The 25332-nt window shown below is 62.5% G+C and carries 25 protein-coding genes and 1 riboswitch; of the genes, 15 read left to right on the forward strand and 10 right to left on the reverse strand.

The window, feature by feature from the left end:
- Positions 1-186: 186 nt before the first annotated feature.
- The 4 genes from alaS (at position 187) to ACN5AZ_RS01555 (ending at position 4483) form a co-directional block, all read left to right on the forward strand.
- Complete coding sequence (gene alaS, locus ACN5AZ_RS01540) at positions 187-2859, forward strand: alanine--tRNA ligase (protein WP_419427082.1); 2673 nt, start codon at positions 187-189, stop codon at positions 2857-2859.
- A 101-nt stretch (positions 2860-2960) separates the two neighbouring features.
- Positions 2961-3248 carry a DUF1330 domain-containing protein gene (locus tag ACN5AZ_RS01545; RefSeq protein ID WP_419427083.1) on the forward strand — a complete coding sequence of 96 codons (288 nt, stop codon included), beginning with the start codon at positions 2961-2963 and terminating at the stop codon, positions 3246-3248.
- A 421-nt stretch (positions 3249-3669) separates the two neighbouring features.
- Positions 3670-3939: a hypothetical protein gene (locus ACN5AZ_RS01550; RefSeq protein ID WP_419427084.1), complete on the forward strand. Its 270-nt coding sequence runs from the start codon at positions 3670-3672 to the stop codon at positions 3937-3939.
- A gap of 199 nt (positions 3940-4138) precedes the next feature.
- A complete protein-coding gene (locus tag ACN5AZ_RS01555) occupies positions 4139-4483 on the forward strand; it encodes a hypothetical protein (protein ID WP_419427085.1) in 345 nt (114 codons plus the stop codon).
- Between the two features lie 87 nt (positions 4484-4570).
- On the opposite strand, the gene typA is transcribed toward ACN5AZ_RS01555, so the two are convergent.
- Positions 4571-6388 carry a translational GTPase TypA gene (gene typA, locus ACN5AZ_RS01560; protein ID WP_419427086.1) on the reverse strand — a complete coding sequence of 606 codons (1818 nt, stop codon included), beginning with the start codon at positions 6386-6388 and terminating at the stop codon, positions 4571-4573.
- Between the two features lie 329 nt (positions 6389-6717).
- Between typA and ACN5AZ_RS01565 the strand changes: the two genes are divergently transcribed.
- Positions 6718-7311, forward strand: coding sequence for an outer membrane protein (locus ACN5AZ_RS01565; RefSeq protein WP_419427087.1), 594 nt, complete (start codon positions 6718-6720; stop codon positions 7309-7311).
- A gap of 87 nt (positions 7312-7398) precedes the next feature.
- Here the strand turns inward: ACN5AZ_RS01565 and ACN5AZ_RS01570 are convergent, their stop codons facing one another.
- Positions 7399-7728: a DMT family transporter gene (locus tag ACN5AZ_RS01570; protein ID WP_419427088.1), complete on the reverse strand. Its 330-nt coding sequence runs from the start codon at positions 7726-7728 to the stop codon at positions 7399-7401.
- A 151-nt stretch (positions 7729-7879) separates the two neighbouring features.
- On the opposite strand from ACN5AZ_RS01570, the gene ACN5AZ_RS01575 reads away from it, so the two are divergent.
- The gene (locus tag ACN5AZ_RS01575; protein WP_419427089.1) at positions 7880-8665 is read left to right on the forward strand and encodes a hypothetical protein; all 786 of its coding nucleotides are present in this window, start codon (positions 7880-7882) and stop codon (positions 8663-8665) included.
- Here the strand turns inward: ACN5AZ_RS01575 and ACN5AZ_RS01580 are convergent.
- The gene (locus ACN5AZ_RS01580; RefSeq protein ID WP_419427090.1) at positions 8641-9438 is read right to left on the reverse strand and encodes a sulfotransferase family protein; all 798 of its coding nucleotides are present in this window, start codon (positions 9436-9438) and stop codon (positions 8641-8643) included. The genes ACN5AZ_RS01575 and ACN5AZ_RS01580 overlap by 25 nt on opposite strands.
- A 202-nt stretch (positions 9439-9640) precedes the next feature.
- Between ACN5AZ_RS01580 and ACN5AZ_RS01585 the strand changes: the two genes are divergently transcribed.
- The 8 genes from ACN5AZ_RS01585 to ACN5AZ_RS01620 all read left to right on the forward strand — a co-directional run bounded on the left by ACN5AZ_RS01585 (position 9641) and on the right by ACN5AZ_RS01620 (position 19043).
- Positions 9641-11680, forward strand: a complete 2040-nt coding sequence (locus ACN5AZ_RS01585; protein ID WP_419427091.1) for an HAD family hydrolase — start codon at positions 9641-9643, stop codon at positions 11678-11680.
- A gap of 2 nt (positions 11681-11682) precedes the next feature.
- On the forward strand, positions 11683-12843 hold the full coding sequence (locus tag ACN5AZ_RS01590) for a glycosyltransferase (RefSeq protein ID WP_419427092.1): 1161 nt from the start codon (positions 11683-11685) through the stop codon (positions 12841-12843).
- The gene (locus ACN5AZ_RS01595; protein ID WP_419427093.1) at positions 12836-13810 is read left to right on the forward strand and encodes a glycosyltransferase family 2 protein; all 975 of its coding nucleotides are present in this window, start codon (positions 12836-12838) and stop codon (positions 13808-13810) included. The genes ACN5AZ_RS01590 and ACN5AZ_RS01595 overlap by 8 nt, the downstream gene beginning before the upstream one ends.
- Before the next feature lie 4 nt (positions 13811-13814).
- The gene (locus ACN5AZ_RS01600; RefSeq protein ID WP_419427094.1) at positions 13815-14939 is read left to right on the forward strand and encodes a glycosyltransferase; all 1125 of its coding nucleotides are present in this window, start codon (positions 13815-13817) and stop codon (positions 14937-14939) included.
- A gap of 153 nt (positions 14940-15092) precedes the next feature.
- On the forward strand, positions 15093-16517 hold the full coding sequence (locus ACN5AZ_RS01605; protein WP_419427095.1) for a circularly permuted type 2 ATP-grasp protein: 1425 nt from the start codon (positions 15093-15095) through the stop codon (positions 16515-16517).
- 4 nt (positions 16518-16521) lie between these two features.
- Positions 16522-17463 (forward strand): alpha-E domain-containing protein, encoded by a 942-nt coding sequence (locus ACN5AZ_RS01610; protein WP_419427096.1) that lies wholly within the window; start codon positions 16522-16524, stop codon positions 17461-17463.
- Positions 17464-17467: 4 nt separating this feature from the next.
- On the forward strand, positions 17468-18265 hold the full coding sequence (locus tag ACN5AZ_RS01615) for a transglutaminase family protein (protein ID WP_419427097.1): 798 nt from the start codon (positions 17468-17470) through the stop codon (positions 18263-18265).
- 10 nt (positions 18266-18275) lie between these two features.
- Positions 18276-19043 (forward strand): peptidase, encoded by a 768-nt coding sequence (locus tag ACN5AZ_RS01620; RefSeq protein WP_419427098.1) that lies wholly within the window; start codon positions 18276-18278, stop codon positions 19041-19043.
- A 61-nt stretch (positions 19044-19104) separates the two neighbouring features.
- Here ACN5AZ_RS01620 and ACN5AZ_RS01625 read toward each other — a convergent pair whose 3' ends face one another.
- Both ACN5AZ_RS01625 and ACN5AZ_RS01630 read right to left on the reverse strand, forming a co-directional pair.
- Positions 19105-19278 (reverse strand): hypothetical protein, encoded by a 174-nt coding sequence (locus ACN5AZ_RS01625; protein ID WP_419427099.1) that lies wholly within the window; start codon positions 19276-19278, stop codon positions 19105-19107.
- Entirely contained in the window at positions 19275-19631 is a 357-nt protein-coding gene (locus ACN5AZ_RS01630; RefSeq protein WP_419427100.1) for a hypothetical protein, read from the reverse strand. Before ACN5AZ_RS01630 ends, ACN5AZ_RS01625 begins: the two co-directional genes overlap by 4 nt.
- On the opposite strand from ACN5AZ_RS01630, the gene ACN5AZ_RS01635 reads away from it, so the two are divergent.
- Positions 19620-19832 (forward strand): hypothetical protein, encoded by a 213-nt coding sequence (locus tag ACN5AZ_RS01635; protein ID WP_419427101.1) that lies wholly within the window; start codon positions 19620-19622, stop codon positions 19830-19832. The two genes, ACN5AZ_RS01630 and ACN5AZ_RS01635, sit on opposite strands and share 12 nt — an antisense overlap.
- On the opposite strand, the gene ACN5AZ_RS01640 is transcribed toward ACN5AZ_RS01635, so the two are convergent.
- The 5 genes from ACN5AZ_RS01640 to ACN5AZ_RS01660 all read right to left on the reverse strand — a co-directional run bounded on the left by ACN5AZ_RS01640 (position 19833) and on the right by ACN5AZ_RS01660 (position 25188).
- Positions 19833-21122, reverse strand: a complete 1290-nt coding sequence (locus ACN5AZ_RS01640) for an agmatinase family protein (protein ID WP_419427102.1) — start codon at positions 21120-21122, stop codon at positions 19833-19835. It abuts the gene before it with no gap.
- 97 nt (positions 21123-21219) lie between these two features.
- Entirely contained in the window at positions 21220-22005 is a 786-nt protein-coding gene (locus tag ACN5AZ_RS01645) for an ATP-binding cassette domain-containing protein (protein ID WP_419427103.1), read from the reverse strand.
- A complete protein-coding gene (locus ACN5AZ_RS01650; RefSeq protein WP_419427104.1) occupies positions 22002-22814 on the reverse strand; it encodes an ABC transporter permease in 813 nt (270 codons plus the stop codon). Before ACN5AZ_RS01650 ends, ACN5AZ_RS01645 begins: the two co-directional genes overlap by 4 nt.
- A 75-nt stretch (positions 22815-22889) precedes the next feature.
- Positions 22890-23960, reverse strand: coding sequence for a putative urea ABC transporter substrate-binding protein (locus ACN5AZ_RS01655; protein WP_419427105.1), 1071 nt, complete (start codon positions 23958-23960; stop codon positions 22890-22892).
- A 93-nt stretch (positions 23961-24053) separates the two neighbouring features.
- Positions 24054-24162, reverse strand: a riboswitch (guanidine-I (ykkC/yxkD leader).
- 147 nt (positions 24163-24309) lie between these two features.
- Positions 24310-25188 (reverse strand): AraC family transcriptional regulator, encoded by an 879-nt coding sequence (locus tag ACN5AZ_RS01660; protein WP_419427106.1) that lies wholly within the window; start codon positions 25186-25188, stop codon positions 24310-24312.
- Positions 25189-25332 lie beyond the last annotated feature (144 nt).

The raw sequence follows: 25332 nt of genomic DNA on the forward strand, positions 1-25332 counted from the left end.
TTAGTGGGCGTTTGTGTGGTGTTCAGGGGCCGAGATCAACTGCCGACGCACCGCGCTCAACACCTCCACCCACGCGCATCACAGACCGCCGTTGCGGCAAACCGGTCAAGGTGGCTTTGCCCTGTGTGGACATGCGGCGCGCCCGGCGATACACCTGCGCGAAACCTAATGCATGAGGGGCGCGCCATGGCCAGCCTGAACGACATCCGTTCGACCTTTCTGAACTATTTTGAAAAGCAGGGTCACCAGATCGTGCCGTCGAGCCCGTTGGTGCCGCGCAACGACCCGACGCTGATGTTCGTCAACTCCGGTATGGTGCAGTTCAAGAACTGCTTCACCGGCGTCGAAAAGCGCGATTACAACCGCGCGACCACCTCGCAGAAATGCGTCCGCGCCGGTGGCAAACACAACGATCTCGACAATGTGGGCTACACCGCGCGCCACCACACGTTCTTTGAAATGCTTGGGAATTTCTCCTTCGGCGATTATTTCAAGACCGAGGCGATCCCCTACGCCTGGGAAGTGGTGACAAAGGAATTCGGCATCGATCCGACGCGCCTGCTGACCACTGTGTATCACACCGATGACAAGGCGTTCGAGATCTGGAAAAAGGTCGGCGTGCCAGAGGACCGGATCATCCGCATCGATACCTCTGACAACTTCTGGCAAATGGGGCCGACCGGTCCTTGCGGCCCGTGTACCGAGATCTTCTACGATCACGGCGACCACATCTGGGGTGGCCCTCCCGGATCGCCCGAGGAAGATGGCGACCGCTTCATCGAAATCTGGAACGTCGTTTTCATGCAGAACGAGCAGTTCGAGGACGGCTCGATGAAGGCACTGGACATGCAGTCCATCGACACCGGCATGGGGCTGGAACGCATCGGCGCGCTGCTGCAGGGCAAACACGACAACTACGACACCGATCTGATGCGCTCGTTGATCGAGGCCTCGGCACATGCGACCTCCGCAGACCCTGACGGCCCCGGCAAGATGCACCACCGCGTGATCGCCGATCACCTGCGCTCCACGTCGTTCCTGATTGCCGATGGCGTGATGCCGTCCAACGATGGCCGTGGCTACGTGCTGCGCCGCATCATGCGCCGTGCCATGCGTCATGCGCATTTGCTGGGCGCGCAGGACCCGCTGATGCACAAGCTGGTTCCGGCGCTGGTGCGCCAGATGGGCGAGGCCTATCCCGAGCTGCAGCAGGGCCAGAAGATGATCGAGGAAACCCTGCTGAACGAGGAAACCCGTTTCAAGCAGACGCTGGATCGCGGCCTGAAACTGCTCGACGACGAGTTGGGCACGCTGGACGAGGGCGCCCAGCTTCCCGGCGAGACCGCGTTCAAACTGTATGACACCTTTGGCTTCCCGCTCGACCTGACGCAGGATGCGCTGCGCGAGAAGGGCCGCGAGGTGGACACCGACGGCTTTGACGCGGCGATGGCGGAACAAAAGGCGCGTGCCCGCGCGGCGTGGTCCGGTTCGGGCGAGGCTGCGGATGGCGCGGTCTGGTTCGACATTGCTGAAACCTTTGGGGCGACCGATTTCCTTGGCTACGACACAGAACGTGCCGAGGGGCAGGTGCTGGCGCTGGTCAAGGACGGCGCGCTGGTCGACAGCTTGGCCGAAGGCGACAGCGGCTGGGTGGTTCTGAACCAGACGCCATTCTACGGCGAAAGCGGCGGTCAGGTGGGCGACACAGGCATTCTGCGCCGTCTTGAAAACGAACGCGACAGCGCCACCGTCAGCGATACGCAAAGGATGGCCGCAGGCCGCGTGTTCGCGCATCACGTGACCGTCGACAAAGGCACCTTCGCCAAGGGCGACGCCATGGCGCTGGAGGTTGATCACGCCCGCCGGTCTGCCATTCGGGCCAACCACTCGGCCACGCACCTGCTGCACGAGGCCCTGCGCGAGGCGCTTGGCGATCACGTGGCACAGCGCGGCTCGCTTAACGCGCCGGACCGTCTGCGCTTTGACTTCAGCCACACCAAAGCGCTGAGCGCTGAAGAGGTGGCCAAAGTGTCTGCAGATGTGAACGCCTATATCCGGCAGAACACGGCTGTGACCACGCGCATCATGACCCCCGATGACGCACGGGCCATCGGCGCGCAGGCACTGTTTGGCGAGAAATATGGCGACGAGGTCCGCGTGGTGTCCATGGGGCACAAGACCGGCTCGGGCAAGGGCAGCGATGGCCAGACCTATTCGCTGGAGCTGTGCGGCGGTACGCATGTGCGCCAGACCGGCGATATTGGCGCCTTTGTGTGCCTTGGGGATACGGCCTCGTCCTCGGGCGTGCGCCGGATCGAGGCGCTGACCGGTCAGGCGGCGCTCGATTATCTCGAGGCACAGGACAAGCTGTTGGCGCAAGTGGCGTCCGAACTCAAGGCGCAGGCCGCCGATGTCCCCGCCCGCGTGCGCAGCCTGATGGACGATCGCAAGAAGCTGGAAAACGAGGTGGCCACGCTGCGCCGTGAACTCGCCATGTCCGGCGGTGGCGGTGCTGGGACCCCAGAGGCCGAAGAGATCAACGGCGTGAAATTCATCGCGCAGGTGGTTTCTGGTGTGACAGGCAAGGATCTTCCGCCGCTGATCGATGAGCACAAGTCGCGTCTGGGCTCTGGCGCGGTGCTTCTGATCGCCGACGCCGGTGGCAAGGCGGCTGTGGCTGCCGGTGTCACCGATGACCTCAAGGGGACCGTGTCCGCCGTGGATCTGGTGAAGGCGGCGGTGCCGGAACTGGGCGGCAAGGGCGGCGGCGGCCGTCCCGACATGGCACAGGGCGGCGGCGCGTCTGTAGACAACGCCGAGGCGGCCATCGCAGCGGCGCGTCAGGTTATCGCGGGTTAAGCGGGCAGGGGCGGCGGCCGCCCCTTGACCGATCCCGTGCAACACCGCACAAAGAACGCTCCGGACCGGTTGGTCCGGAGCCATACCAAAGGAAGACACCCATGCCCGCGCTCTGGATCGCTCATGTCACCGTCACGGATGAAGAGGCCTACGGCAAATATGCGGCCCTTGCCGGTCCGGCCATTGCGGCCCATGGCGGCAAATTCGTCGCGCGCGGTGGACGTTACGTCCAGCTTGAAGGCAAAGACAGGGCGCGTAATGTGGTGGCACGGTTTCCATCGGTGGAGGCAGCCGTAGACTGCTACCACTCCGATGCCTACCAGGAGGCGCTCAGCCATGCCCGCAACGCGTCAGAGCGGGAACTGATGGTGGTCGAAACCACCGAATAGGTCGCAATTCCTCTGCGATCTGACGCATACGGCAGATTTACCTGCCACCTTTTTAGGTTCGGCGCATTTCAACGCGCCACGCATTTACCCATTTCAACAGTTTCTTTGCCATCGGCGGTTTTGTGCTGCGGTGCCCGTATTCGGGTGCCTCTGATTCGCATGCGTGGACCAATTTTCCCGACTTATCCCCAGTCAATTCCCGAATATGAGGGCTGTTTCCCGCAACATAGAGCGAACTTAACCCGCCAAGCGCCCGACTTTGCTGCGAAATCATGGCTTACAAGTCACATTTTACCGGTTTGCCCCCCGATTCCCGCCGGATCGGCGGTTTTTCTCCCAGCAAGTCAGGAATTCCTGTCGCCTCACCGAAGAATGTTTGGCTAAGGTTCTCGCACCTACAATTTTTCTTGGGAGAAAGATCATGAAAAAGGTATTCGCAAGCGCAGCAGTTCTGGCGGCTTTGGCTGCCCCGGCATTCGCATGGGAAGGTCAGGTTGTGGCCTGCTACGACAAAGTCTGGGTTCCGGCCAAGTACAGCACCTCCAAAACGCTGATCATGGCGGCCCACACTGAATGGGAGCACAACGCTCTGGGCCAGATGGTCAAGATGCACTACCCGGCTGTGTACAAAGAAAACAAGCACATGAAAGCCCCCGGCCACTACGTCGCTGTAAAGGCACCGTGCAAGTAATCTGGCGTTAACCGACGCTAAAAAAACGAAGGGCGCGAGGACTGCCACCTCGCGCCCTTTTTGCAATCTGTGCCCGACAGGCCGCATCTTCAATCGCCGCAATCGGTGGATAACTTGCCAAACCACCGAAAATGTTGAAATCTCCCTGCGGATTACGAAATGGAAAACATCGATGCGCTGGATCGCTACAGTATGTTGTATGGCTCTGCTCGCGCCCGCCGCGCAGGCACAGCCCGAAGGCGATCCCGCGCCGCAGTGCTTCCGCAAACATCACGTGCCCGCCGTCTACGAGCGCAGCAAACGCCTGCTGCGCAAAGCGCGCCTGGTCCACGATGAAACCGCCTCCGGTCAAATCGCCATGACCCATTTCCCCGCGATATATATCGAGAAAAAGACCCTCATCAGCCCCGCCCATGTGGTTCTGAAGCAGGTCCGCTGCACAAAGGCGATCATACGCAAGGCGGACCGACTTCCTGCAGAGGAATGCCTGGCCACCAAAGGCTGCACGGAAATAGATCCCGCCAATCCCCTGACCATAAACTGAAAACGGCGCCTCCGATCGGGGCGCCGCTTTGCTTTTTCTTGGCTCAAATACCTTGGGGGTGCGGGGGTGAAACCCCCGCGACCATAATCAAGCGGAGCGCGCCTGACGTTTGCGCTCATGCGGATCAAGATACTTCTTGCGCAGACGGATCGCGTTGGGCGTCACTTCCACCAGTTCGTCGTCGTTGATGTAGGCAATGGCCTCTTCCAGCGACAGGGTGACAGGCGTGGTCAGGCGCACGGCTTCGTCGGTGCCGGAAGCCCGCACGTTGGTCAGCTTCTTGCCTTTCAGCGGGTTCACTTCCAGATCGTTTTCGCGCGAATGCTCGCCAATGATCATGCCGGTGTAGACGGGGGCCTGCGCGCCGATCATCATCTTGCCGCGATCTTCAAGGTTCCACAGGGCAAAGGCCACGGCCTCACCGTTTTCCATGGAAATCAGCACGCCCGCACGACGGCCGGGGATCGGGCCTTTGTGCGGGGTCCAGCCGTGGAACACACGGTTCAGAACGCCTGTGCCGCGGGTGTCGGTCAGGAATTCCCCGTGGTAGCCGATCAGACCGCGCGAGGGCACATGTGCGATGATGCGGGTCTTGCCTGCGCCTGCGGGGCGCATTTCCACCAGCTCGCCTTTGCGCGGGCCGGTCAGCTTTTCGATCACGGCGCCGGTGTATTCGTCATCAACGTCGATGGTGGCTTCTTCGACGGGCTCCATACGGACACCGTCTTCTTCCTTCATGATCACCTGCGGGCGCGAGATCGACAGCTCAAAGCCTTCGCGGCGCATGTTCTCAATCAGAACGCCCATCTGCAGTTCGCCACGGCCCGACACTTCAAAGGCTTCGCCACCGGGGGTGTCCGCGATGCGGATCGCCACGTTGGTCTCGGCTTCTTTGTACAGGCGGTTGCGGATCACGCGGGACTGCACGTGCTTGCCATCTCGGCCCGCCAGCGGGCTGTCGTTGATGCCAAAGGTCACGGTGATGGTGGGCGGATCGATGGGCTGCGCTTCCAGCGGCTCTTCGACGGCGAGCGCACAGATGGTGTCGGCCACGGTCGTCTTTGTCATACCGGCCAGCGAGACGATATCGCCAGCTTCGGCTTCATCGATGTCCTGTTGCTGCAGACCACGGAAGGCCTGGATCTTGGTGACGCGGAATTGTTCGATCTTTTGACCGATGCGCGAAATCGCCTGCACCGTCTGGCCCACTTTGCAGCGACCCGATTCCACACGGCCTGTCAGCATGCGGCCCACAAACGGGTCCGATCCCAGTGTCACCGCCAGCATGCGGAAATCGTCGTCGCGCTTTTTGACCTGTTTGGGTTCCGGCACGTGATTGACGATCAGGTTGAACAGCGCGTCGAGGTTTTCGCGCTTGCCGTCCAGTTCTGCATCACACCAGCCCGAGCGGCCCGAGGCGTAGAGGTGCGGGAAGTCCAGCTGGTCTTCGTCCGCGTCGAGGTTCGAGAACAGATCAAACACCTCGTCGAGCGCGCGATCGGGCTCGGCGTCGGGTTTGTCGACCTTGTTGAGCACCACAATGGGGCGCAGGCCAAGGGCAAGGGCCTTTGAGGTCACGAATTTTGTCTGCGGCATCGGGCCTTCGGCGGCGTCCACCAGCAGCACAACCCCGTCGACCATCGACAAGATGCGTTCTACCTCGGCGCCAAAGTCGGCGTGGCCGGGCGTATCAACGATGTTGATCCGCGTGCCTTTCCATTCGACCGACGTCGCTTTGGCAAGGATGGTGATCCCGCGCTCGCGTTCCAGATCGTTGCTGTCCATCGCCCGTTCGGCGACGGCTTGGTTGGCGCGAAACGCGCCCGATTGCTTGAGCAGTTCGTCAACGAGGGTGGTTTTCCCGTGGTCGACGTGCGCGATGATCGCGACGTTGCGCAATTCCATGTCTGTGTTCCTTTGTCCGGATTGCGCTCCGCGTAGCGCCAAAGGGGCCAAAAGGCCAGTGGCAAACGGTCGCAAATCGCGCTGTTGTCGAATTGTCACGATATGATGCAGTCGCAGAATTTAATGAAACCGGCATGTTTATGCTGAAATCCATGCGGTCTTCGGCTGAGCTTAGCCGGTGACGCAGGGGAAAGCATATTTCGCGGAACAAAAACCGGGGGCAGGACCGTTGTAACCCCACGATCGGATGCCACATCAGGCACCGATACGCCCGACAGTCCAGACGCGGACACGGAAACCTCGGGTGTAGACAGTGAAAGGAAAGATAAATGAAAACGCGTATGTTTGGCCTCACCGCCGCATTTGCCACCCTCGCAACCTCCACCGCCGTATTTGCCGGCAACGCAGATGTGGCTGTTGTCGAGCCCGCTCCCGCAGCTCCGGTTGTGGTCGAGCCCGTGGCACCGGTCGGCAACTGGACCGGCGCATACGGTGGTCTGAGCTTCGGCGGCCTGCAGGCGGAAACCGATGACGAAGAAGAAAGCGCTGCCACCTACGGCGTCTTCGGCGGTTACGACTACCAGTTCCAGAACGGCCTGATCATGGGTGCCGAAGTCGAATACTCCGGCAACGATGACCTGAGCGTCGGTGACGTGGACATCGACAACCTCGCACGCTTCAAAGTGCGCGGCGGTTACGACCTCGGCAACACCATGCTTTATGCAACCGCAGGTGTGTCGCAGATCGACACCAACTTCGGTTCCGAATCCACCGCAGTGGGCGGCATCGGTGCGGAATACCGTGTGACCGAGCAGTTCGGCATCGGTGCCGAATATCTCTACGAATCCTTCGACGATGTGGGCGACAGCTCCATCGATCTGGAAAACAACAGCCTGTCCCTGCGCGGCACATACCGCTTCTGATAAGCTTGAGATAGATCGATCAGGGATCGATCTGATGGTGTGGCTCCGGCGCGCGATGCGCGTCGGGGCCATTTCCGTTTCTAGGGGTCAGTGCGTTGCGCTGTTGGAGAACAGGTTGATCACGGCAATGCCCGCGATGATCAGCGCCATGCCAGCAACCGCCGCCAAATCCAGTTTCTGCCCGAACACCAGACGCCCGATGACCGAGATCAGCACAATCCCAAGCCCCGACCACATGGCGTAGGCGATCCCCACCGGCATGACCCGCAGCACCCAAGCCAGCAGATAGAACGCGGCCCCATAAGCCACGACCACGATCACCGACGGGATCGGTCGCGTGAACTGCTGACTGGCCTGCAGCGCCGTGGTGCCGATGGTTTCCGCCAGTACAGCCAATGCGAGAATAAGATAGGGCAAGGGACGCCTCCGTTTATGTCCTCTCCGGTCTGGACGCGCGTTACCTATCGGTCAAGCCTTAAGACCCATGCCTGACGTCTTGCACGGTTTTCCCGCAGGAAATCCGCACTAGGTGAATAATTTCAATGCGTTGGAAACAGGAGCAGCAGGCATGATAGCGCTGGTGGGCGTCGTTCTTTTGGGCTTTGTCGCGGTCGATATTATCCTGTCCTCGCTCGGGGCGGGGGCAAAGGGTCCGCTGGCCCCGCGCGTGGCGCAGAGTGTCTTTGCCGTCACAAAGCTGTTGCCGGACCGTCCGGTGGTGCACCGGATCTGTGGACCGGCGGTTATGGTCGGCGTCGGGGGCGTCTGGGTGGTGGCCATGTGCGCCAGCTGGACCATGATCCTGATGGCCGATGACAGCGCCGTGCTGCAGCAAAGCGACCAAAGCCCCGCAAGCCTTGCAGGGCGGGCGATTTTTGCGGGGCATTTGCTGTCGACACTGGGGGGTGGGCAGCACCAAACGGGGTCCGAGCTTTGGGGCGCTGTGGCCACGATGATCGGTGTTTCCGGCATGGTGGTGCTGACGCTGTCGGTCAGTTTTGTCTACTCGACCACGCAGGCGGTCTCGACCGGGCGGGCGATCCTTGCGCTGGCGGATACGCACGGGCCTGGATCGGGGCATTTTGATACGGTGCTGTTGCCGCAGATCGCGACCCTTGTGGCGCAGGTCAAGGCGATCCCCTTCAGCCTGTATTTCAGCACCGTGCGGCCAGAGCGGCGGCTGCCAGAGGCATTGGCTCGCCTGCACGGTGACACTCGCCTGACGCAGGACCAGCAGGTCCGGCTGGAGGTGCTGCTGTCAGAGATGCCGGGGTTGGAGGGGCTGAGCGGCAATGCCTTTGAGGCGGCGTTTGACGATTGGGTGCGCCGCTACACGCTGACGCCTGTGTCGTAGCTGGGCGGGCAGGTAGCGGTGGCCTCGCGCACCGCGCGCAGGGCGTGGCGCACATAAAGCGGGTTGGGACGCGTGATCATCCCAGTGGCATAGCCCCAGCGTCGCGCGCGGTCTGCCTGTTCTTGCGTCATGGTCAACCGGCCTGCGTAGCGCTGGTTTCCGTCCTGCACCGGTTCGCGCAGACCGGTTTCCGGCACCTGCAAAAAGGCCGCCAGACGGTTCTGCGCCCGCTGGGGGTCGACTACCAGATCCTCGTACCGCAGGACCATCACCGAATGCAGATAGCTTAGGTCCCGGGCCACGATGTCATGGGCCTCCAGCCAGTGATCGATCATCGCCGCCCCCGTCTGATCGACCCATTTGGCGGCGGCGGCGGCGACCGCCTCGGGATGGCGCATCACAACCACGAATTGCGCGGTTGGAAACAGTTGCTGGTACAGGCGCATGCGCGTCAGGTTCACCGGCGATTTCTCGACCCGCCACGGGGCATCGGTGAAATAGGGCGCCCAGTCAGCCTCGATCCTTAGGCGGGTTTCTAAATTGTCGTACCGGCTGCCTTCGATGTGATGCTGGGCGGGGTCGGTGGCAAACTGCATCGGCGCACCGTCGCGCGCGGTATGGGGAATGGCTCCTTGCAGATAGACGCCCTCGTTTTCGGGAACGGGAGCGTTTTCGATGGCGCTGACCTGCGGCAGGCTGGCGATCATCCGCGCCACAAGGCTGGTGCCGGAACGGTGCAATCCGCCCACGAATACATAACGATGGCCGGTCATAAGCGGTTGTCTCCTGTGGTGTCAGCGCTGCGATCTAGCGCGCCGCGTCTGCGCGACAAATGCCGCCAGAATTGCCCGCCATGCGGGTATCACGCCTGCAAGTAATTGATTTCAAATATTTGGGAACCAAGCGTGATTTGCGGTGTTACACCCTCGCACCGCCCAAGGGAGGCTGCGATCCAAACAATTGCAGGAGGTTCATATGCACGTGATGCATGTGGCGCTGGGTGGTTGCCTGACCGCCCCGCCGGTACGCTATGGCCTGACGGAGGATACGGGCGGCCACATCGCTTATGTGTTGGGTGCCGCCATGGCACAGGCCGCGCGGCCCGACATTGATCGCGTCAGCATCGTCACACGTGGCTTCGATGATCCGCAATTGGGGGCAGGCTTTGCCGCCGCAGAGGAGCAAGTCTGCGACAAGTGTCACATTCTGCGGCTGCGCTCTGACAGCGCGGCGTATCTGGAAAAGGATGCGCTGTTTGCCGAGCTTCCCGCCTTGGGGCGCGCCTTGATCGCGCTGGTCGACGGGATGGGGCGTGAGCGTCCCGATGTGATCCACGCGCATTTCGCCGACGCCGCATCGCTCGCATTTGACGTGCGCGCGCGCTTTGGCATTCCGGTGATCTACACGGCCCATTCCCTTGCTGCGGAAAAGCTGCAGCCGGGCGAGACGGCCACCGGAGCCTTGGCCGCGCGCATTGCGCGGGAACGGCGCGCCATCCAGCAAGCGGATGCCATCATCGCGTCCTCGCGCGACGAGGTCGAACGCCAGCTTCCTAATCTCGATCCCGCAGCGGAGGGCAAGACACACCGCATCGCGCCCGGCGTAATGCTCGAGGCTTCGGGGGACGCGGATCGCGCCACAGAATTCCTTGCTCCGTTTTTGCGTGATCCGCAGAAACCTGTCATTCTGGCCATCGCGCGGCCCATCGCGAAAAAGAATCTCGCGGGCCTGCTGCGCGCTTATGCCAGCGATCCGGTGCTGCAAGAACGCTGCAATCTGGTCATCGTCGCGGGGCTGCGACAGGGGATTACTGCCGGTGCCGCGCAGGACGCAATCATCACCGAGCTGTTCGATCTGGTGGACCGCAACGATCTGTGGGGCAAGGTCGCCTTGCCGCGTGAACACAGCAGTCGCGATGTTGCCGATTTGTATGCCTTGGCCGCGCGCGGGGGCGTGTTCTGCAATCCGGCCCTGCACGAACCCTTTGGCCTGACATTGATCGAGGCCGCCAAAAGCGGCGTGCCCATCGTCGCGACACATAGCGGCGGCCCGAGCGATATCCTCCCCGAATTGGGCTTTGGCGAGCTGGTCGATCCACGCGATGACCGATCCATCGCACAAGGGCTTCGCCGTTCGCTGGAATCACCGGCACGCGACACCCGCGCGCAAACCGCGCGCCTTGTGGCAGAGCGTGTGTATGATTGGGACACATGGGCGGCGCAAAGCCTGCCGATGATGCGCCGTCTGCGTGCCGCGCAGCGGTCCACGGTCGCGGGGCACGCGGATTTCCTGCTGGCCTGCGATATCGACAATACGCTGACCGGTTGCGGCCCGTCTGCATCGCGGTTTGCCCGCTGGCTGGCGCAGGAGGACCGGCAGTCCGGGTTCGTCGTCGCCACCGGCCGATCCGTGGCCGAGGCGCGCCGCATCCTGTCGGAATGGCACCTGCCGGAGCCGGACACGATCATCTCGTCGACCGGAACAGAGATCTGGCGGCGTCATGGCCACCAGTATCAGCTGTGCGGTGATTACGCGGCGCATGTCTCGGCCGGGTGGTCGGCACAGGAGGTACGCCGCGCGCTGCAGGACAGTGGCGCGCAGTTCCAACCCGTCTACGACCAACGCCGCTGGAAGATCAGCCTGTTCGGAACGCAGACAGACGCCCAACGGATCGAAACACGCCTCGCGCAGGCCGGATTGGCGGTGCGGGTTGTGGCATCGCACGGGCGGTTCATCGATCTTTTGCCGCCGTTCGCAGGCAAGGCCGCCGCCATCGGGTTCGAGGCCGCCCGCCGTGGTCTGCCTGACAGCGCCGTGACCGTGGCCGGTGACAGCGGCAATGACCGCGACATGCTGGAAACCTTTGGTCAGGCGATCCTGCCGTCCAACGCCTTGGCCGAACTCGACACGCTGGCGCAGGGCTACCGCTCGCGCAGCGCCCATGCTGCGGGTGTGCTCGACGGCCTGAACCATTTCCGCGTGGGCCAGACGCCCTTGCTTCTGGCCGGAGAATAGCCATGCGTGATTTTCCCCAAAGCCTGCGGCCCTTCGGCTACTTCGTCCACCATCAGGGGCGGGGCCATGCGGAGCGCTGTGCCGCCGTGGTCAACGCGTTGCCCGAGGCGCGCCCCCTCACCATTTTCTGCGCGCGCGACGATATTTTCCCGCCATTGCGCGATAACGCGAACGTTGTGCGCATCCCGTCGCTGTTCGAACCCGCAGGGGATGAGCCGGACGGGGCGGCGCGGTTGGACACGCCGGACACGGTGCATTGCGCCCCCGTGGGCTGGCGCGGCATTCGTGACGCCATGGGGGCAATGACCCGGTTCTTTGTCGAAGAAGCTCCAGAGCTGATGATCGTCGACGTCTCGGCAGAGGTGGCGCAGTTAGCGCGCCTGTGTTCCGTCCCCCATGTGAAGATCCTGCAACACGGAGAGCGGTCAGATCCCGGCCATACCGCCGCCTATGACGGCGCGGCAGGGCTGCTTGCACCGTTTCACGCGCGATTGGCGCAGCCCGATTGGCAACGCTGGTCATCAAAGACGCTCTATGCACCGGGACTTGGGGTGAACGTGGACCTGCCGTCGCGGGCGGAGGCGCGCAAGCGGCTGGGGCTGGACGACCGGCCCGTGGCCTTGGTGGTCAGTGGTGGCGGCGGCAATGGCATATCCGAGGCCCCCTTGGGCGTGGCCGCGCGAAGCTGTCCTGACATGCAGTGGATCACCATTGGCGCGGTCCAGCGTGACTGGCACGCGACCTTGCCGCCGAACCTGTCGCACCACGGCTGGGTCGAGAATGCCCCGGATTACATCGCCGCCAGCGATCTGGTGGTGTCGTCCACCGGGAACACCACCTGCGCGCAGGTGCTGCAGGCGGGGCTGCCTTGGATCGTTGTGCCGGAATGGCGCTACTTTGACGAACAGGTTGAAAAGGCGCGCGCCTTGGCCCGCGCGGGGGCGGCGGTGCATCTGCCGCATCTGCCATCCTCGGCGCAGGCGTGGCGCGCGGCGCTGGAACAGGCCCGCAGCCAGCACGCCCCAGACCAACAACACAAACTGGCAGGTGACGCACAGGCCGCACAACGCACGGCTGACTGGCTGGGCCAGCTTGCCGCGCACCTTTGGGATGCGCCTGCCAGCACCACAAAGACACTTCAGAAGGACCAAATCCATGCGTGACGTATCCGTATTGACCATCGCAAAAGGCCGCACAGAGCATCTGCATAACGTGGTTCGCGGGTTGGCCGCGCAATCGATCCCCCCGCGTGAGCTGGTGATCGCCGTGATGGATGATCTGCCCTATGACCTGCTGCCGGAAACGCCTTTTCCCGTGCGCCAGATCCATGTGACCCGCACCGATGGCGAGCTGCCGTTGTCAGCTGCGCGCAATGCGGCGGCGGTGCATGCCATGGGGGATGTCCTTGCCTTTGTGGATGTGGATTGCATCCCGCACCCCGATCTTGTGGCGGATGTGGCCGATGCCTGTCATCCGGGGCGTGGGCTCGTGATGGGCGAGGTCGCATATCTACCCAAAGGGGCCACGGACAAAGGTCTGCAATTCAACATCTTCGACCGTATCGGGGTGCGCCATTCCGACCGGCAGGCGCCGCCCCGTTTTGGACTGATGAAATGCGAGGATTACCGCTGCTTCTGGTCGCTGAACTTTGCCATGCACCGCGACGACTGGGCGCTGTCGGGCGGCTTTGACGAAGGGTATTACGGCTACGGCGGGGAAGACACCGATTTCGGTCGGGTGCTGGACCATCGCGGGATCGACATCTGGTGGATGAAGGGCGCAAAGGTCTATCACCAATACCACGACCACTGCATGCCACCGGTGCATCACTTGCATTCGGTCGTGCGCAACGCCGAGTATTTCGCAAGCCGTTGGGGCCATCGCACCATGGGCCATTGGCTGCATGCCTTCCATCTGATGGGGCTGATCGACAATGCCCCCGAGGGGTTGACCATTTTGCGCGAACCCGATGCGGCGGACCTGGACATGTGCCGCCAGACAGAAGACATGCCCTACGCCAACAGCCGCCGCGTGATGGACAAACTGCAGGCCGAACTGGGCACGGAGGCCGACCGGCGCCGCGCGGCAGAGGCTGGCGAGGCCGCGATCTCGGCCATCGCGGCGGAATAAGGCGATGCGGATCGCGGTCATCGGACATGTGCGCTTTCCGATCAAACCGCCGTTCATGGGCGGGATGGAAGCGCATTGCTGGCATCTATGTCGCGGGCTTCGGGCGCGTGGCCATGATGTGGTGCTGTTCGCCGCTGGCGACAGCGACTGGGGCGGGCCGGTGGTGCCGCTTCTGCCCGAGCATTACGACGACCGCTTTCCATGGCACCAGTGGCATGGCACCGATACGTTGAATGCCCATCTCGACAGCCATATGGCGGCGGTTTTGCCTGCCTTGCGCGATGGCGGATTTGATGTGATCCACAACAACAGCCTGCACCGGTTTCCGCCGCGTTTTGCTCGACGGGACCGCGTGCCTATGCTCACTTCACTGCATGTGCCGCCCTTTGATGTGCTACAGCGCGCCGTGGCCGACAGTGGCGCCCCTTGGGCACGGTTCACCACCTGTTCGAGCCGCCAGAAACGGGCATGGTTTACTGCGGATCGCGCGCATCATGCCCATGTGGCCCCCAACGGCATCGATCCCGCCGACTGGCCTTGGCAGGCTCAGGGCAACGGACGCGCGGTCTGGATGGGGCGGATCACGCCGACCAAGGGCGCGCATCTTGCGGTGGCGGCAGCACGCCGCGCGGGCGTGGGGCTGACCCTGTTTGGCACAATTGAGGACCGCGAATATTTCGACACGCAGGTTGCGCCGCTGCTGGGGGGCGAGATCACCTATGGTGGCCACCTTGGGGCGCAAGATCTGGCCCGCGAGATCGGGCAATATTCCGTTCTGGTGTTCACGCCGCTTTGGGACGAACCCTTTGGCCTTGTCGCGATCGAGGCGATGTCCTGCGGCCTGCCTGTGGCGGCCATCGAAAACGGTGCCATCCGCGAAGTCGCCGGAGAGGCGGGGCGCTACAGCACCGCCGACGCTGATGATCTGGCGCGGGCCATCACACAGGCGATGGACATTCCCAGACGCGTGCCGCGCGCGGGGGTGCAGGGCCGGTTCACCCTGACCCATATGCTGGAGCGGTACGAGAACTTGTATGCCCACTGCATCGACGGGCTGACAGCGCCAGCCGCGCCCGTGTCCTATCGCGACATCGAATTGCCAGCGGGCCGAGAATTGGCGGCTCAGTGACCTTTCTCAAGACGTGATTGGCAAATCGCGCCGCCCAAGAACATGCACAAATTTCAGGCGAAATTCGCCTATTTTGCGAAACCCGCTCTTTCTGCTCTGGTGAATAGCCATGGAAAAGTGTCTGATTTCAGAGGGAAGCTGGAAGGGTGCGGCATGGAGCAGGAACCAATTTTTGATGAAATGTGGGGCAGTGATGACCGGTTGCGGTCTCCTTACCAGAAATTTCACGCCTGGTTTGACAGCGAAGATCCGAAACGATTGCGGGCCAAACAGCGCGAGGCCGAAGAGCTTTTCCGCCTGACCGGCATCACCTTCAACGTCTATGGCCGCGCCGAGGCAGAGGAACGGCTCATTCCCTTTGACATCATTCCGCGCGTTATCTCGGAACGGGAATGGACAAAGGTCACAAAGGGCATCGAGCAGCGCGTCCGCGCGATCAATGCCTTTTTGTACGACATCTACCACGGACAAGAGATCATCAAGGCAGGGCGCATCCCGCGTGAGATGATCAGCGAGAACGCAGCCTTCGAGCCGCAGATGATCGGGGTCACACCGCCGGGCGGGATTTATACGCATATCGTGGGGATCGATCTGGTGCGCACGGGGCCGGACGAGTTCTTTGTGCTCGAAGACAACGCCCGCACGCCCAGCGGGGTCAGCTATATGCTGGAGAACCGCGAAACCATGCTGCAGATGTTCCCGGAGCTGTTTTCCAGCAACCGGGTGAAGGGGGTGCAGAACTATCCCACGGATCTGCGCCGGTCGCTGGCGGCCTGCGCGCCGTCGATGACAACCACCCAGCCGGTGGTCGCTGTGCTGACGCCGGGGATCTACAATTCGGCCTATTACGAACACGCCTTTCTGGCCGATCAGATGAGCGCGGAACTGGTCGAAGGCCACGACCTGCGCGTGGTCGATGGCCGCGTGGCGATGCGCACAACCCAAGGGTACAAACCCGTCGATGTGCTGTATCGCCGCGTCGATGACGAATACCTCGATCCGCTGAATTTCAATCCCGAAAGCCAGCTGGGCGTGCCCGGTCTGATGGACGTCTACAAGGCGGGCGGCATCACCATCGCCAACGCGCCGGGGACCGGCATCGCCGATGACAAGGCGATCTACAGCTACATGCCCGATATCGTCGAATTCTACACCGGAGAGCGGCCTTTGCTGCAAAACGTGCCCACGTGGCGGTGTTCCGAGCCGGATCAACTGGCCTATGTGCTCGACAATCTCGAAGAACTGGTGGTCAAGGAAGTCCACGGATCGGGCGGCTACGGCATGTTGATCGGCCCGACGGCGTCGAAGAAAGAGATCGCGGCCTTTAGGCGCAAGCTTACGACGCGGCCTTCGAACTACATCGCGCAGCCCACGCTCAGCCTGTCGACCGTGCCGATTTTCGGCCGTCGTGGTCTGACCCCGCGCCATGTGGATCTACGCCCCTTTGTCCTTGTCAGCCCCAATGAAATCAAGGTGACCGCCGGCGGTCTGACCCGCGTGGCGCTGAAAAAGGGGTCTTTGGTCGTCAACTCCAGTCAGGGCGGCGGCACCAAAGACACCTGGGTTCTGGAGGACTGAGGCGATGCTGGGAAAAACCGCCAATGGCCTGTACTGGATGTATCGCTCGCTGGAGCGTGCCGAAAACACCGCGCGGCTGATCGAAACCGGTCAGCGCATCGGCCTGACCCGTCTGGAACTGGGCGAGAACGAATGGCAATCGGTGCTGCAGACCGCAGGCACGCTGGCCCTGTTCGAAACCAACCGGGACGAGGTGACAAAGGATGCGGCCATCGACTGGCTGCTGCGTGACCGCGCCAATCCGTCCTCTGTTCTGTCGTCGATTGAAAACGCCCGCCAGAACGCGCGGCTTGTGCGCACGGCGCTCACGCATGAGGTCTGGGAAGCCACTAACTCCGCCTATATGTGCGCGCGCGAGCTTTTGGCCCGCAAGGTCAGTGAGCGGGATCTGCCTGCGGTGCTTGGGGCCTTGCGGCAACGCACGGCGCTGGTGCGCGGGATGACCCACGGCACGATGTTGCGCAACGAGATCTACGACTTTGCCCGCCTTGGCACCTTTATCGAACGTGCCGACAACACGGCGCGCATCATCGATGTGAAATACTATGTGCTGCTGCCCTCGGGCAATGCGGTGGGCGCGCCTTTGGACAACGTGCAATGGGAAACCATTTTGCGGTCGGTATCGGCGCGGGGTGGCTTTCGCATGGAATACGGGGCAGGGGCCGGCACCCGCGAGATCGCGCAGTTCCTGATCCTCGACCGGCGCATGCCACGTTCGCTGGCGTTCTGCGTGCGCAAGCTGCGCGACAATCTCGGCTATCTTAATCGTGGTCGGCTGCGGCCGGGCTTGGCGCAGCTCAAGGCGCTGCATATCGAGCGTACCTACCTCAGCCATGATATCGATGCGGTCTTTGACTACGGGCTGCACGAATACATCCAGAAGGTGCTGATGCTCTTGTCCGAGGTCTCCGGCCAGATTGAAACCGATTTCCGCTTCTACGAGTGATCCCATGCGCCTGACGATCCGCCATGAAACAAGCTACCGCTTTGACAGCCCTGTAAAATACGGGCTGCAGCAGCTGCGCAAGACGCCGAAACCCACCTACAATCAATCGGTTGTGCAATGGCGCACCAGCGTGACCGGCGGCCATCAGGAACTGAGCTACGAGGACCACCATGGCAATACGGTGGAGCTCATAGGCTTTGCCCGCGACGCCCAAGAGCTGAGCCTGGTCAGTGAAGGGGTGGTCGATCTGTCCGACAGCAGTGGCATTCTGGGCCGCCATCGGGGCAAGACACCGCTGTGGCTGTATCTGCGCAGCACAGACCAGACCACGCCGGGCAGCGGGGTGCGGGCGCTGGTGCGCGATGTGCCAAAGGCGCAACCCTTGGAGCAGTTGCACGCCATGGCAGCGCTGATCCGCGACCGTGTGCCTTACACACTCGGCGCATCCGAACCGGACTGGAGCGCCGAGGACGCGATCACCGCCGGTGCCGGCGTCTGTCAGGACCACACCCATATCTTTATCAGCGGCGCGCGCGCGCTTGGCTGTCCGGCGCGCTATGTTTCGGGCTATCTGATGCTCGACGACCGCACCGTACAGGATGCGATGCACGCCTGGGCCGAAGCCCACGTCGACGGCCTGGGCTGGGTCGGTTTCGATGTCTCGAACGGAATTTCACCGGATACACGTTACGTTCGTGTGGCCACAGGTCTGGACTATGCCGAAGCAGCCCCTGTATCGGGAATGCGGGTCGGCGGCACATCGGAAACCTTGTCCGTCGAAATCGAAGTGACGCAACAATAGGAAGACCTGAATGACATATTGCGTGGGGATGATGCTCGACCACGGGCTGGTGTTCATGTCGGACACGCGGACAAATGCAGGTCTCGACAATATCTCGACCTTCCGCAAAATGTCGATCTGGGAAACTCCCGGTGAACGGTCGATCACCTTGATGTCGGCAGGCAACCTTGCCACCACGCAGGCCGTGGTCAGCCTGCTTGAGGAGCGCAGCAAATCGCCCGAGGACCGCGCACCCTCCCTGTTGGAGGTGCCGTCGATGTTTCAGGCCGCGCGCCTGATCGCCGACACGCTGCGCGACGTGATCGAACAGCACGCCGATACCGGACAGCGCGCCGACAGCACCTTTAACGCCACGCTGATTCTTGGCGGCCAGATCAAAGGCGGCCCGCATCGCCTGTTCATGATCTACCCCGAAGGCAACTTTATCGAAGCGGGCGACGACACGCCATTTTTCCAGATCGGCGAGACGAAATACGGCCGCCCCATTCTGGTCCGCGCCTACGACAGCGACATGAGTTTCGAGGCGGCGATGAAGCTGCTGCTTGTCAGCTTCGACTCCACGCTCAAGGCGAACCTGACCGTGGGCGCCCCGTTCGATTTCCACTGTTACGCCAAGGACAGCCTGCAAACAGGGCGCACGGGACGGATCACCGCGGAAGATCCCTATTTCCAGTCGATCTCCCAAGGCTGGGGAGAGGCGCTGCGCGAGGCGCTCGACATGCTGCCGGACTTCTCCGCCGATCCCGACCGCTATCCCGACGCAGGTCTCGGCGACTGACAGCGCATTAAAACAGGCCCCGGCGGATCATCTCCTCCGGGGCCTGTTGTTCACAACATGCTCAAGCACGCCGCCCTTCGCGCCACAGCCATAGGGCAACACCACCGGCAGCCGCCACCACGGCCAGCGCCGCCAGCATCAATCCATTGCCGGAATGCGCATGCGGCAATGCCGCGCTATGGGCCGCCGCAGGGCCGGCCACGGTCACAGCGCCCATCACGATTACATATTTCATCTGTCCAATTCTCGCTTTCTCTGTGTCAGGAAATCTCGCAGGTCCAAGGTCGATTTTTCATCCATGGACACGTAGATCAGGTGCATGTTTGTCCGCTCCCGGACCATCTCGCCGGGAAACGGCAGATAGGACAGCTCGCGCGAGCCAAAGGACGGGGACGCCGTGCCGACCTGCCAATCAGTGGTCAACTCCACATCCACCAGCTTCAGCGCGGTCGCGCCGCCTTTGCCCGGCCGCTCAAAGGGCACACCGGCCAGCTTGAGATAGCTGGTCTTGTCCTTGGCCTGCACGAACCCGTCGATGAACTGCGCCGCCAGCACCTGCAAATCCGCCGCCTCATCATGTTCATGCATATGCGAATGCAGGTGATCTGCATCGTGCGGATGGTTGTGATCATGCGGATGATGATGATGATGATGCGCGTGATGCGCCCCGTGCGGGTGATCATGTGGCATGACGGACCTTTCGCGCTTTTTCTTGGCCCAAATACCTCGGGGTTGAATGCCCCGCAGGGGCAGAAGGGGCAGCGCCCCTTGGCTGACGCACCGGCATAATCACTCTCCCACCTTATGGGGGGCATCATTCGACCAGCGCTTGCCCTCGAATGCCCCGTGCGGCAGGGTCACGGGCTTGTCGATGTGGCGCTTGTGTTTGCCCAATGTGCCGTTGGACACCATTGCCCCCAGAACGTCCACGATGACCCGCGTGCCCATCAGCGCGGTGATGTCCGAGGTGTCATAGGGCGGGGAAACCTCGACCAACTCCAGTCCACAGATGCCTTCAGCGGCCACACCGGAGGCAAGCGCCAGCGCTTCGCGCGGCAGGAACCCACCGGGTTCCGGCCAGCCTGTGCCGGGCACAAATCCGCAGTCGATGCTGTCGATGTCAAACGACATATAGACCATGTCCACCCCGTCCCATGCCATCTCCAGCGCCATCTCGATGGTCTTGTCGATGCCCATTTTCTCCATGTCACCCATGGTGATGATATTGGTGTGGCGCTCGCGCGCGACCTTGACCGCCTCGCGCGGGACCTGCCAGCCGCCGATGCCGATCTGCACAAGGTTCTTGGCCGGCACATTCGGCAGGTTGGTCGAATGGAACCACGGGGTGGTGTGCATCCGCTCGTCGAGATCTTTCTCCTGAATATCCGCATGGCGGTCGAAATGGATGATGCCGATTTTCTTCGAGGTGCATTGCGCGATGCCGCGCACGCAAGGAAAGCCTATGGAATGGTCGCCGCCAATCATGATCGGCAGCGAGCCGGACGAGAACACATGGCTCACCCCGCGGCTGATCTGGTCAAAGGACTTCTCGATATTGGCTGGAATGGTGAACACATCGCCTGCATCGCATAGCGTCATCTGCTCGCGCAGATCCACGCTGATCTCGTAGTTGTAGGGCGTATAAAGCGCCGAGATCTTGCGCACGCCTTGCGGGCCAAAGCGCGTGCCGGGGCGGTAGGTGGTGCCGCCGTCAAAGGGAATGCCAAGAACGGTGGCGTCGTAATTGGCGACCTCCAGCACGTCCTCGGTGTAGGGCGCCTTGAGGAAAGTGTTGATGCCCGCGTAGTGGGGCAGCTCGCCGCGCGCAAAGGTGGGGATCGACTTGTCGTCGATGCTGTCGGCGCCGGTCAGCCCCATGCGCAAAGCCCATGCGCGCTCTTCGGCCCAGCGGCCTTCGGGCAGTTCGGCCTCTTTGCGCATCGCCTTCCAGCCCGCCAGTTTTGTCAGGTCGGGGTGGTGGTGGCGCTGCTCTCGCGTGGCGTGACGGGCGCGCAGGCCTTGGGGCGTGCGGGCGCGGGCCTCGGCGCGGTGGATCGTGGATGAGAACTCAGAAAACATTCCTGTCTCCCTTGTTGCCCCGACGGGCGCGGGGCGGGCGTGGTGCGGGCCTTGGCTATCCCACGCGCGGGGCCCGTGGGCGCGCGTGGGTATGGGGTCAGAGGGCCTGCACTTCGGGTGGTGCGGCCAGGGACGGGTAGCGGTCCAGAATGTTCTGGTAGGGCATCCCGCCGTTGCGGGCGTCGAAATCATAGGTCAGCGTTGCGCCGAACAGGCCGGGGTCCTGCGGGTCCCAGCGGACCTTGTCGAAAACCAGCACCCGGTCGCCCAGCTTGAACGCCTCTTCAAGATCATGGGACACCATGAAAACGGTCATCTTTGTCTCGGTGCGCAGTTCGGTCAGGAAATCGTGCATCTGGTGTCGCGTGCCGGGGTCCAGCGCGCCAAAGGGTTCATCAAGCAACAACACGCGCGGGCGCGCCGTCAGCGCCTGACCGATGGCAAGGCGTTGCTGCATCCCGCCCGACAGGCTGGCGGGGTATTGATCTGCCACATGGTTCAGACCGATGCGGGCGAGCATGGCGTCCGCCCGTTCAGCGGCGGCGCGCCGTTGGGCGCGTGACAGCCAGCCAAAGCGTGTGGCAAAGCCTTCTCCGGCAATCAGGTTGTCGCGGATGGTGAGATGCGGAAAGACCGAATATTTCTGGAACACAACGCCGCGCTCGCGGCCCGGCTCCACCGCGACCTCGCCGCCATCGACGGTGATTGTGCCGCGCACGGGGCGCTCATCGGCCAGCAACAGCCGCAGGAAAGTGGATTTGCCGCAGCCGGAGGCACCCACGATCGACACAAAGGCGCCTTCGTCCACGTCCAGATTGACCCGTTCGATGATCGACCGGCCGCCATAGGCCTGCCAGATGTCGCGCACTTCGACAAAGCTCATAGCCCCGCCTCCATCCATGGAAAGGCCCGTCGCGACAGCTGTTTCAGCGCCCAATCCAGCACAAAGGCCAGCAGGGTGATCCAGATCACATAGGTCAGGATCACATCCATCGCGAGGTAACGGCGCACCAGAAAGATCCGGTAGCCAAGGCCCACATCGGCGGCGACGGCCTCGGCCGCGATCAAAAACAGCCATGCCGAGCCAAGCGAGAGCCGCACATTGGCGATCAGACGGGGCAGGATCTGGGGCAGGGCGACCCGCAAGGCGATGACTAACGACGACGCCCCGAGCGTCTGCGCCTTCACCAGTTGTTCATGGGGGATGTCCAAGACACGCTGCGCCAGATCACGCGTCATGAAAGGCGTAATGCCAATGACGATCAGCACCACCTTTGACGTCTCGCCCAGACCGAACACGATGAACAGGATCGGCAACAGGGCCAGCGGGGGCACCATGGACACAACCGCGACAAAACCCGACAGGGTGGCGCGCGCCAGCGGCAACAGGCCTATCACCATGCCGATCAGAAGCGACAAAGCGGCGGAAATGGCCACACCGCCCAGCAGCCGCGACAGCGACGCCCATGTGTCATGCCACAGCAGGATCTCGCCGGAGCGTCGGTCGCCCTCGGTGAATAGCCGGATTGCCGTGTCGCGGATGGTGGACAGGGCGGGCAGCAGCTTGTCCGCCGGATTGGCGGTCAGCCGCAGGTCGGACCCGATGGCATAGGCGATCAGCACCGCCACAAAGGGCAGCGCCGCCAGAAACACCGCAAAGGGGCGGGAGGGACGTTGATTGATCAGCCGCACGGTCAGAACCCTGTGATCTGTCGAAAGGGAATGCGCCCCGGCACCTACCTGATGCGCCGGGGCTTTGGTCGCCTGTTACAGTTCGCCGTCCGCGGCCATCTGCATGTAGCTGCTGTCAAAGCGGAACATCACGTTGGCCTCTGACCCGCTGATGCTGCCATCGGGATAGGCGATGCCCACAAAATCCGCCGACGGTGCGCCCTCGCCAAGGATGCCCTTGTCGAACAGGAACTCCGCGATCTCGGTCATGGTGCCGGGCAGATCGGGGGAGGCCGCCTGCGCCACCGCATCGGCGGGATCATAGAACATCTCGGTCGCGGCAAGCTGCGCCTTGTAGCCGTCGAGATCCGTGCCGGAGGCCTCCGCCATGGCGGTGAGGGTGTCCTCGTCGCCGGAGGCCATCAGGCCCATGACCTCGTACCACGCGCCAACCAGCGCCTTGCCGAAGTCGGGGTTCGCTTCCAGCGTCTCGGTGTTGACCACCATCAGATCGAGGATCTCGCCCGCGATTTTCGAGCTGTCGAACAGCACGGTTGCGTCGGGGTTCGAGGCGGTGATCTCTGACACCAGCGGGTTCCATGTCACCACGGTGGTGACATCGTCGGTGGCATAGGCGGCAATCATATCCGCGTCCGAGGTGTTGACCACACCGTCCAGATCACGCTCTGCCAGACCGGCGCTGTCGAGCGCGCGCGCCAGCAGGTAATGCGACACCGAAAGCTCCACGAGGTTGACCTTGGTGCCGGCCAGATCCTCCAGCGTGACATCCCCCTTGGCGATAACCGCATCGTTGCCGTTGGAATAGTCGCCGATGATCAGCGCGGTGGTGTCCACACCGCTGCCTGCGGGAATGGACAGCGTGTCCATGTTGGTGGCCGACACCCCGTCAAAGGCACCGGCAGTGTATTGGTTGATGGATTCCACGTAGTCGTTGATCTGTACGATCTCGACGTCGATGCCGTACTCCTCGGCCCATTTGTCCATGATGCCGCTGTCTTCGAGATAGCCCCACGGCATCCAGCCTACATAGATCGACCATGCGATCTTGAAGTCGGTCTTTTCCTGCGCCTGCGCCGGGAGGGCGGCCAGCAGTCCCAGTGATAGTGCGGTGGCGGTCAGGAATTTGGCTTTGGTCGCTTTGATCATCGTCTTTCCCCATCGGTGCGTCCCGCTCGTTATGAACAGGTCACGCCCCGCTGGCGGAACAAGGAGATAGCGCGGGTCGGACCTGCGCAGTATGCCTCCCGGGATTTTGGCCCGCCGTGTGCCGCGCAGGAATTGGCCCGCGTGGTGGCATTTCTCGGACCGAACCTGCTGTGGCAGCAGTGGAACCCTAAACGCCCTGCAGGGCCATTAGGGGCGTGGAAGGTGGGGTTTGGGCAAGGATTGCGTGCGTTTTCGGGGGCTGAATCTTTGGCGTCGCTCAAATTTTCAGCACAAACCGGGGGCAGTGCGGGGAAGATTCCGCCCAGAATGGGGATTTTCGCCGCCCGCCTCAGACGGGGTGCTGTTGCAAATCGCTCCACTGGCGGGGGGAATGGCCATACAGCCGTTTGAATTCGCGGCTGAACTGCGACGGGCTGACATAGCCCACGTCCATCGCTGCCTCGTTCACGGTCATGCCGCCCGCGATCTTCATGGCGGCACTGTTCAGCCGCATCGATTTGACGAACTGAATCGGAGACATCGCAGTCGCCTGTTTGAAATTGCGGTGAAAGGCCGCGCGGCTCATCCCGGCGCGGGCGGCCATATCGTCGATGGACACGTTTTCATCCAGCCGCTGCGACACATGGGCGATGGACCGCGCGATGGGGTTGCCGGGACCAAAGGCCTGACGGGCAAAGCGGCCTGCCTCGCCCTTCATGACGGCGTAATACAGCTCGCGCAGGCGCAACGGGCCAAGGATGGCGGCATCTGTGGGATCTTCGCTGGCCTGCACCAGACGCAAAAGCGCATCGGCAAAGCCCGCGTCCCAACGCGCCAGTTTAATGCCGCGTGGGCTCACGTCACTGGAGGGCAGGGGCGGGGATGTGCGCTCCATCTCCAGCGTCAATTCGGACATGATGCGCGGATCAAGCGCGATATAGACGCCGAACAGCGGGTCGTCGTCCGATGCGGTGGGCGTGCCCGCGCGCACAGGCAGCGACATGGGGCAGCACAGGTATTGGCTATTGTCGTAGACGAAGCGCTCGCCTTCCAGAACGGTTTCCTTGCCGCCGCTGACAATGGCGATCAGGCTGGGTTCATAGACCGCCGGGACGCAAGGCACGGCCTCGGTTGCGCGGAATAGCTTGACCCCCGGAATACCGGTCTCCATCAGCCCGTCGCTGGACATGCGGGCCTCGATTATCTGTCGGATACGTTTCTTTTCCATAGTAGGCACTTAGGCGCGGCTCTCTCCTGCGTGCAACCCTATTGAGACAATTAGGCAAGTATTTGCGATTATATCGCCTACCGATGCGGGGTTCTGCGATTTATCTACCGTCTCGACACAACGTAATACGGGGCCGCAACGCCC

The organism is Sagittula sp. SSi028 (assembly GCF_048553715.1).
In the GTDB taxonomy this organism is placed as follows: Bacteria; Pseudomonadota; Alphaproteobacteria; order Rhodobacterales; family Rhodobacteraceae; genus Sagittula.

What these genes read in the sequence shown, in the direction of transcription:
- alaS (WP_419427082.1), top strand. Translation starts at nt 187, where the DNA reads ATGGCCAGCCTGAACGACATCCGTTCGACCTTTCTGAACTATTTTGAA.
- ACN5AZ_RS01545 (WP_419427083.1), top strand. Translation starts at nt 2,961, where the DNA reads ATGCCCGCGCTCTGGATCGCTCATGTCACCGTCACGGATGAAGAGGCC.
- ACN5AZ_RS01550 (WP_419427084.1), top strand. Translation starts at nt 3,670, where the DNA reads ATGAAAAAGGTATTCGCAAGCGCAGCAGTTCTGGCGGCTTTGGCTGCC.
- ACN5AZ_RS01555 (WP_419427085.1), top strand. Translation starts at nt 4,139, where the DNA reads ATGGCTCTGCTCGCGCCCGCCGCGCAGGCACAGCCCGAAGGCGATCCC.
- typA (WP_419427086.1), bottom strand. Translation starts at nt 6,388, where the DNA reads ATGGAATTGCGCAACGTCGCGATCATCGCGCACGTCGACCACGGGAAA.
- ACN5AZ_RS01565 (WP_419427087.1), top strand. Translation starts at nt 6,718, where the DNA reads ATGAAAACGCGTATGTTTGGCCTCACCGCCGCATTTGCCACCCTCGCA.
- ACN5AZ_RS01575 (WP_419427089.1), top strand. Translation starts at nt 7,880, where the DNA reads ATGATAGCGCTGGTGGGCGTCGTTCTTTTGGGCTTTGTCGCGGTCGAT.
- ACN5AZ_RS01580 (WP_419427090.1), bottom strand. Translation starts at nt 9,438, where the DNA reads ATGACCGGCCATCGTTATGTATTCGTGGGCGGATTGCACCGTTCCGGC.
- ACN5AZ_RS01585 (WP_419427091.1), top strand. Translation starts at nt 9,641, where the DNA reads ATGCACGTGATGCATGTGGCGCTGGGTGGTTGCCTGACCGCCCCGCCG.
- ACN5AZ_RS01590 (WP_419427092.1), top strand. Translation starts at nt 11,683, where the DNA reads ATGCGTGATTTTCCCCAAAGCCTGCGGCCCTTCGGCTACTTCGTCCAC.
- ACN5AZ_RS01595 (WP_419427093.1), top strand. Translation starts at nt 12,836, where the DNA reads ATGCGTGACGTATCCGTATTGACCATCGCAAAAGGCCGCACAGAGCAT.
- ACN5AZ_RS01600 (WP_419427094.1), top strand. Translation starts at nt 13,815, where the DNA reads ATGCGGATCGCGGTCATCGGACATGTGCGCTTTCCGATCAAACCGCCG.
- ACN5AZ_RS01605 (WP_419427095.1), top strand. Translation starts at nt 15,093, where the DNA reads ATGGAGCAGGAACCAATTTTTGATGAAATGTGGGGCAGTGATGACCGG.
- ACN5AZ_RS01610 (WP_419427096.1), top strand. Translation starts at nt 16,522, where the DNA reads ATGCTGGGAAAAACCGCCAATGGCCTGTACTGGATGTATCGCTCGCTG.
- ACN5AZ_RS01615 (WP_419427097.1), top strand. Translation starts at nt 17,468, where the DNA reads ATGCGCCTGACGATCCGCCATGAAACAAGCTACCGCTTTGACAGCCCT.
- ACN5AZ_RS01620 (WP_419427098.1), top strand. Translation starts at nt 18,276, where the DNA reads ATGACATATTGCGTGGGGATGATGCTCGACCACGGGCTGGTGTTCATG.
- ACN5AZ_RS01625 (WP_419427099.1), bottom strand. Translation starts at nt 19,278, where the DNA reads ATGAAATATGTAATCGTGATGGGCGCTGTGACCGTGGCCGGCCCTGCG.
- ACN5AZ_RS01635 (WP_419427101.1), top strand. Translation starts at nt 19,620, where the DNA reads ATGTTCATGCATATGCGAATGCAGGTGATCTGCATCGTGCGGATGGTT.
- ACN5AZ_RS01630 (WP_419427100.1), bottom strand. Translation starts at nt 19,631, where the DNA reads ATGCATGAACATGATGAGGCGGCGGATTTGCAGGTGCTGGCGGCGCAG.
- ACN5AZ_RS01640 (WP_419427102.1), bottom strand. Translation starts at nt 21,122, where the DNA reads ATGTTTTCTGAGTTCTCATCCACGATCCACCGCGCCGAGGCCCGCGCC.
- ACN5AZ_RS01645 (WP_419427103.1), bottom strand. Translation starts at nt 22,005, where the DNA reads ATGAGCTTTGTCGAAGTGCGCGACATCTGGCAGGCCTATGGCGGCCGG.
- ACN5AZ_RS01655 (WP_419427105.1), bottom strand. Translation starts at nt 23,960, where the DNA reads ATGATCAAAGCGACCAAAGCCAAATTCCTGACCGCCACCGCACTATCA.
- ACN5AZ_RS01660 (WP_419427106.1), bottom strand. Translation starts at nt 25,188, where the DNA reads ATGGAAAAGAAACGTATCCGACAGATAATCGAGGCCCGCATGTCCAGC.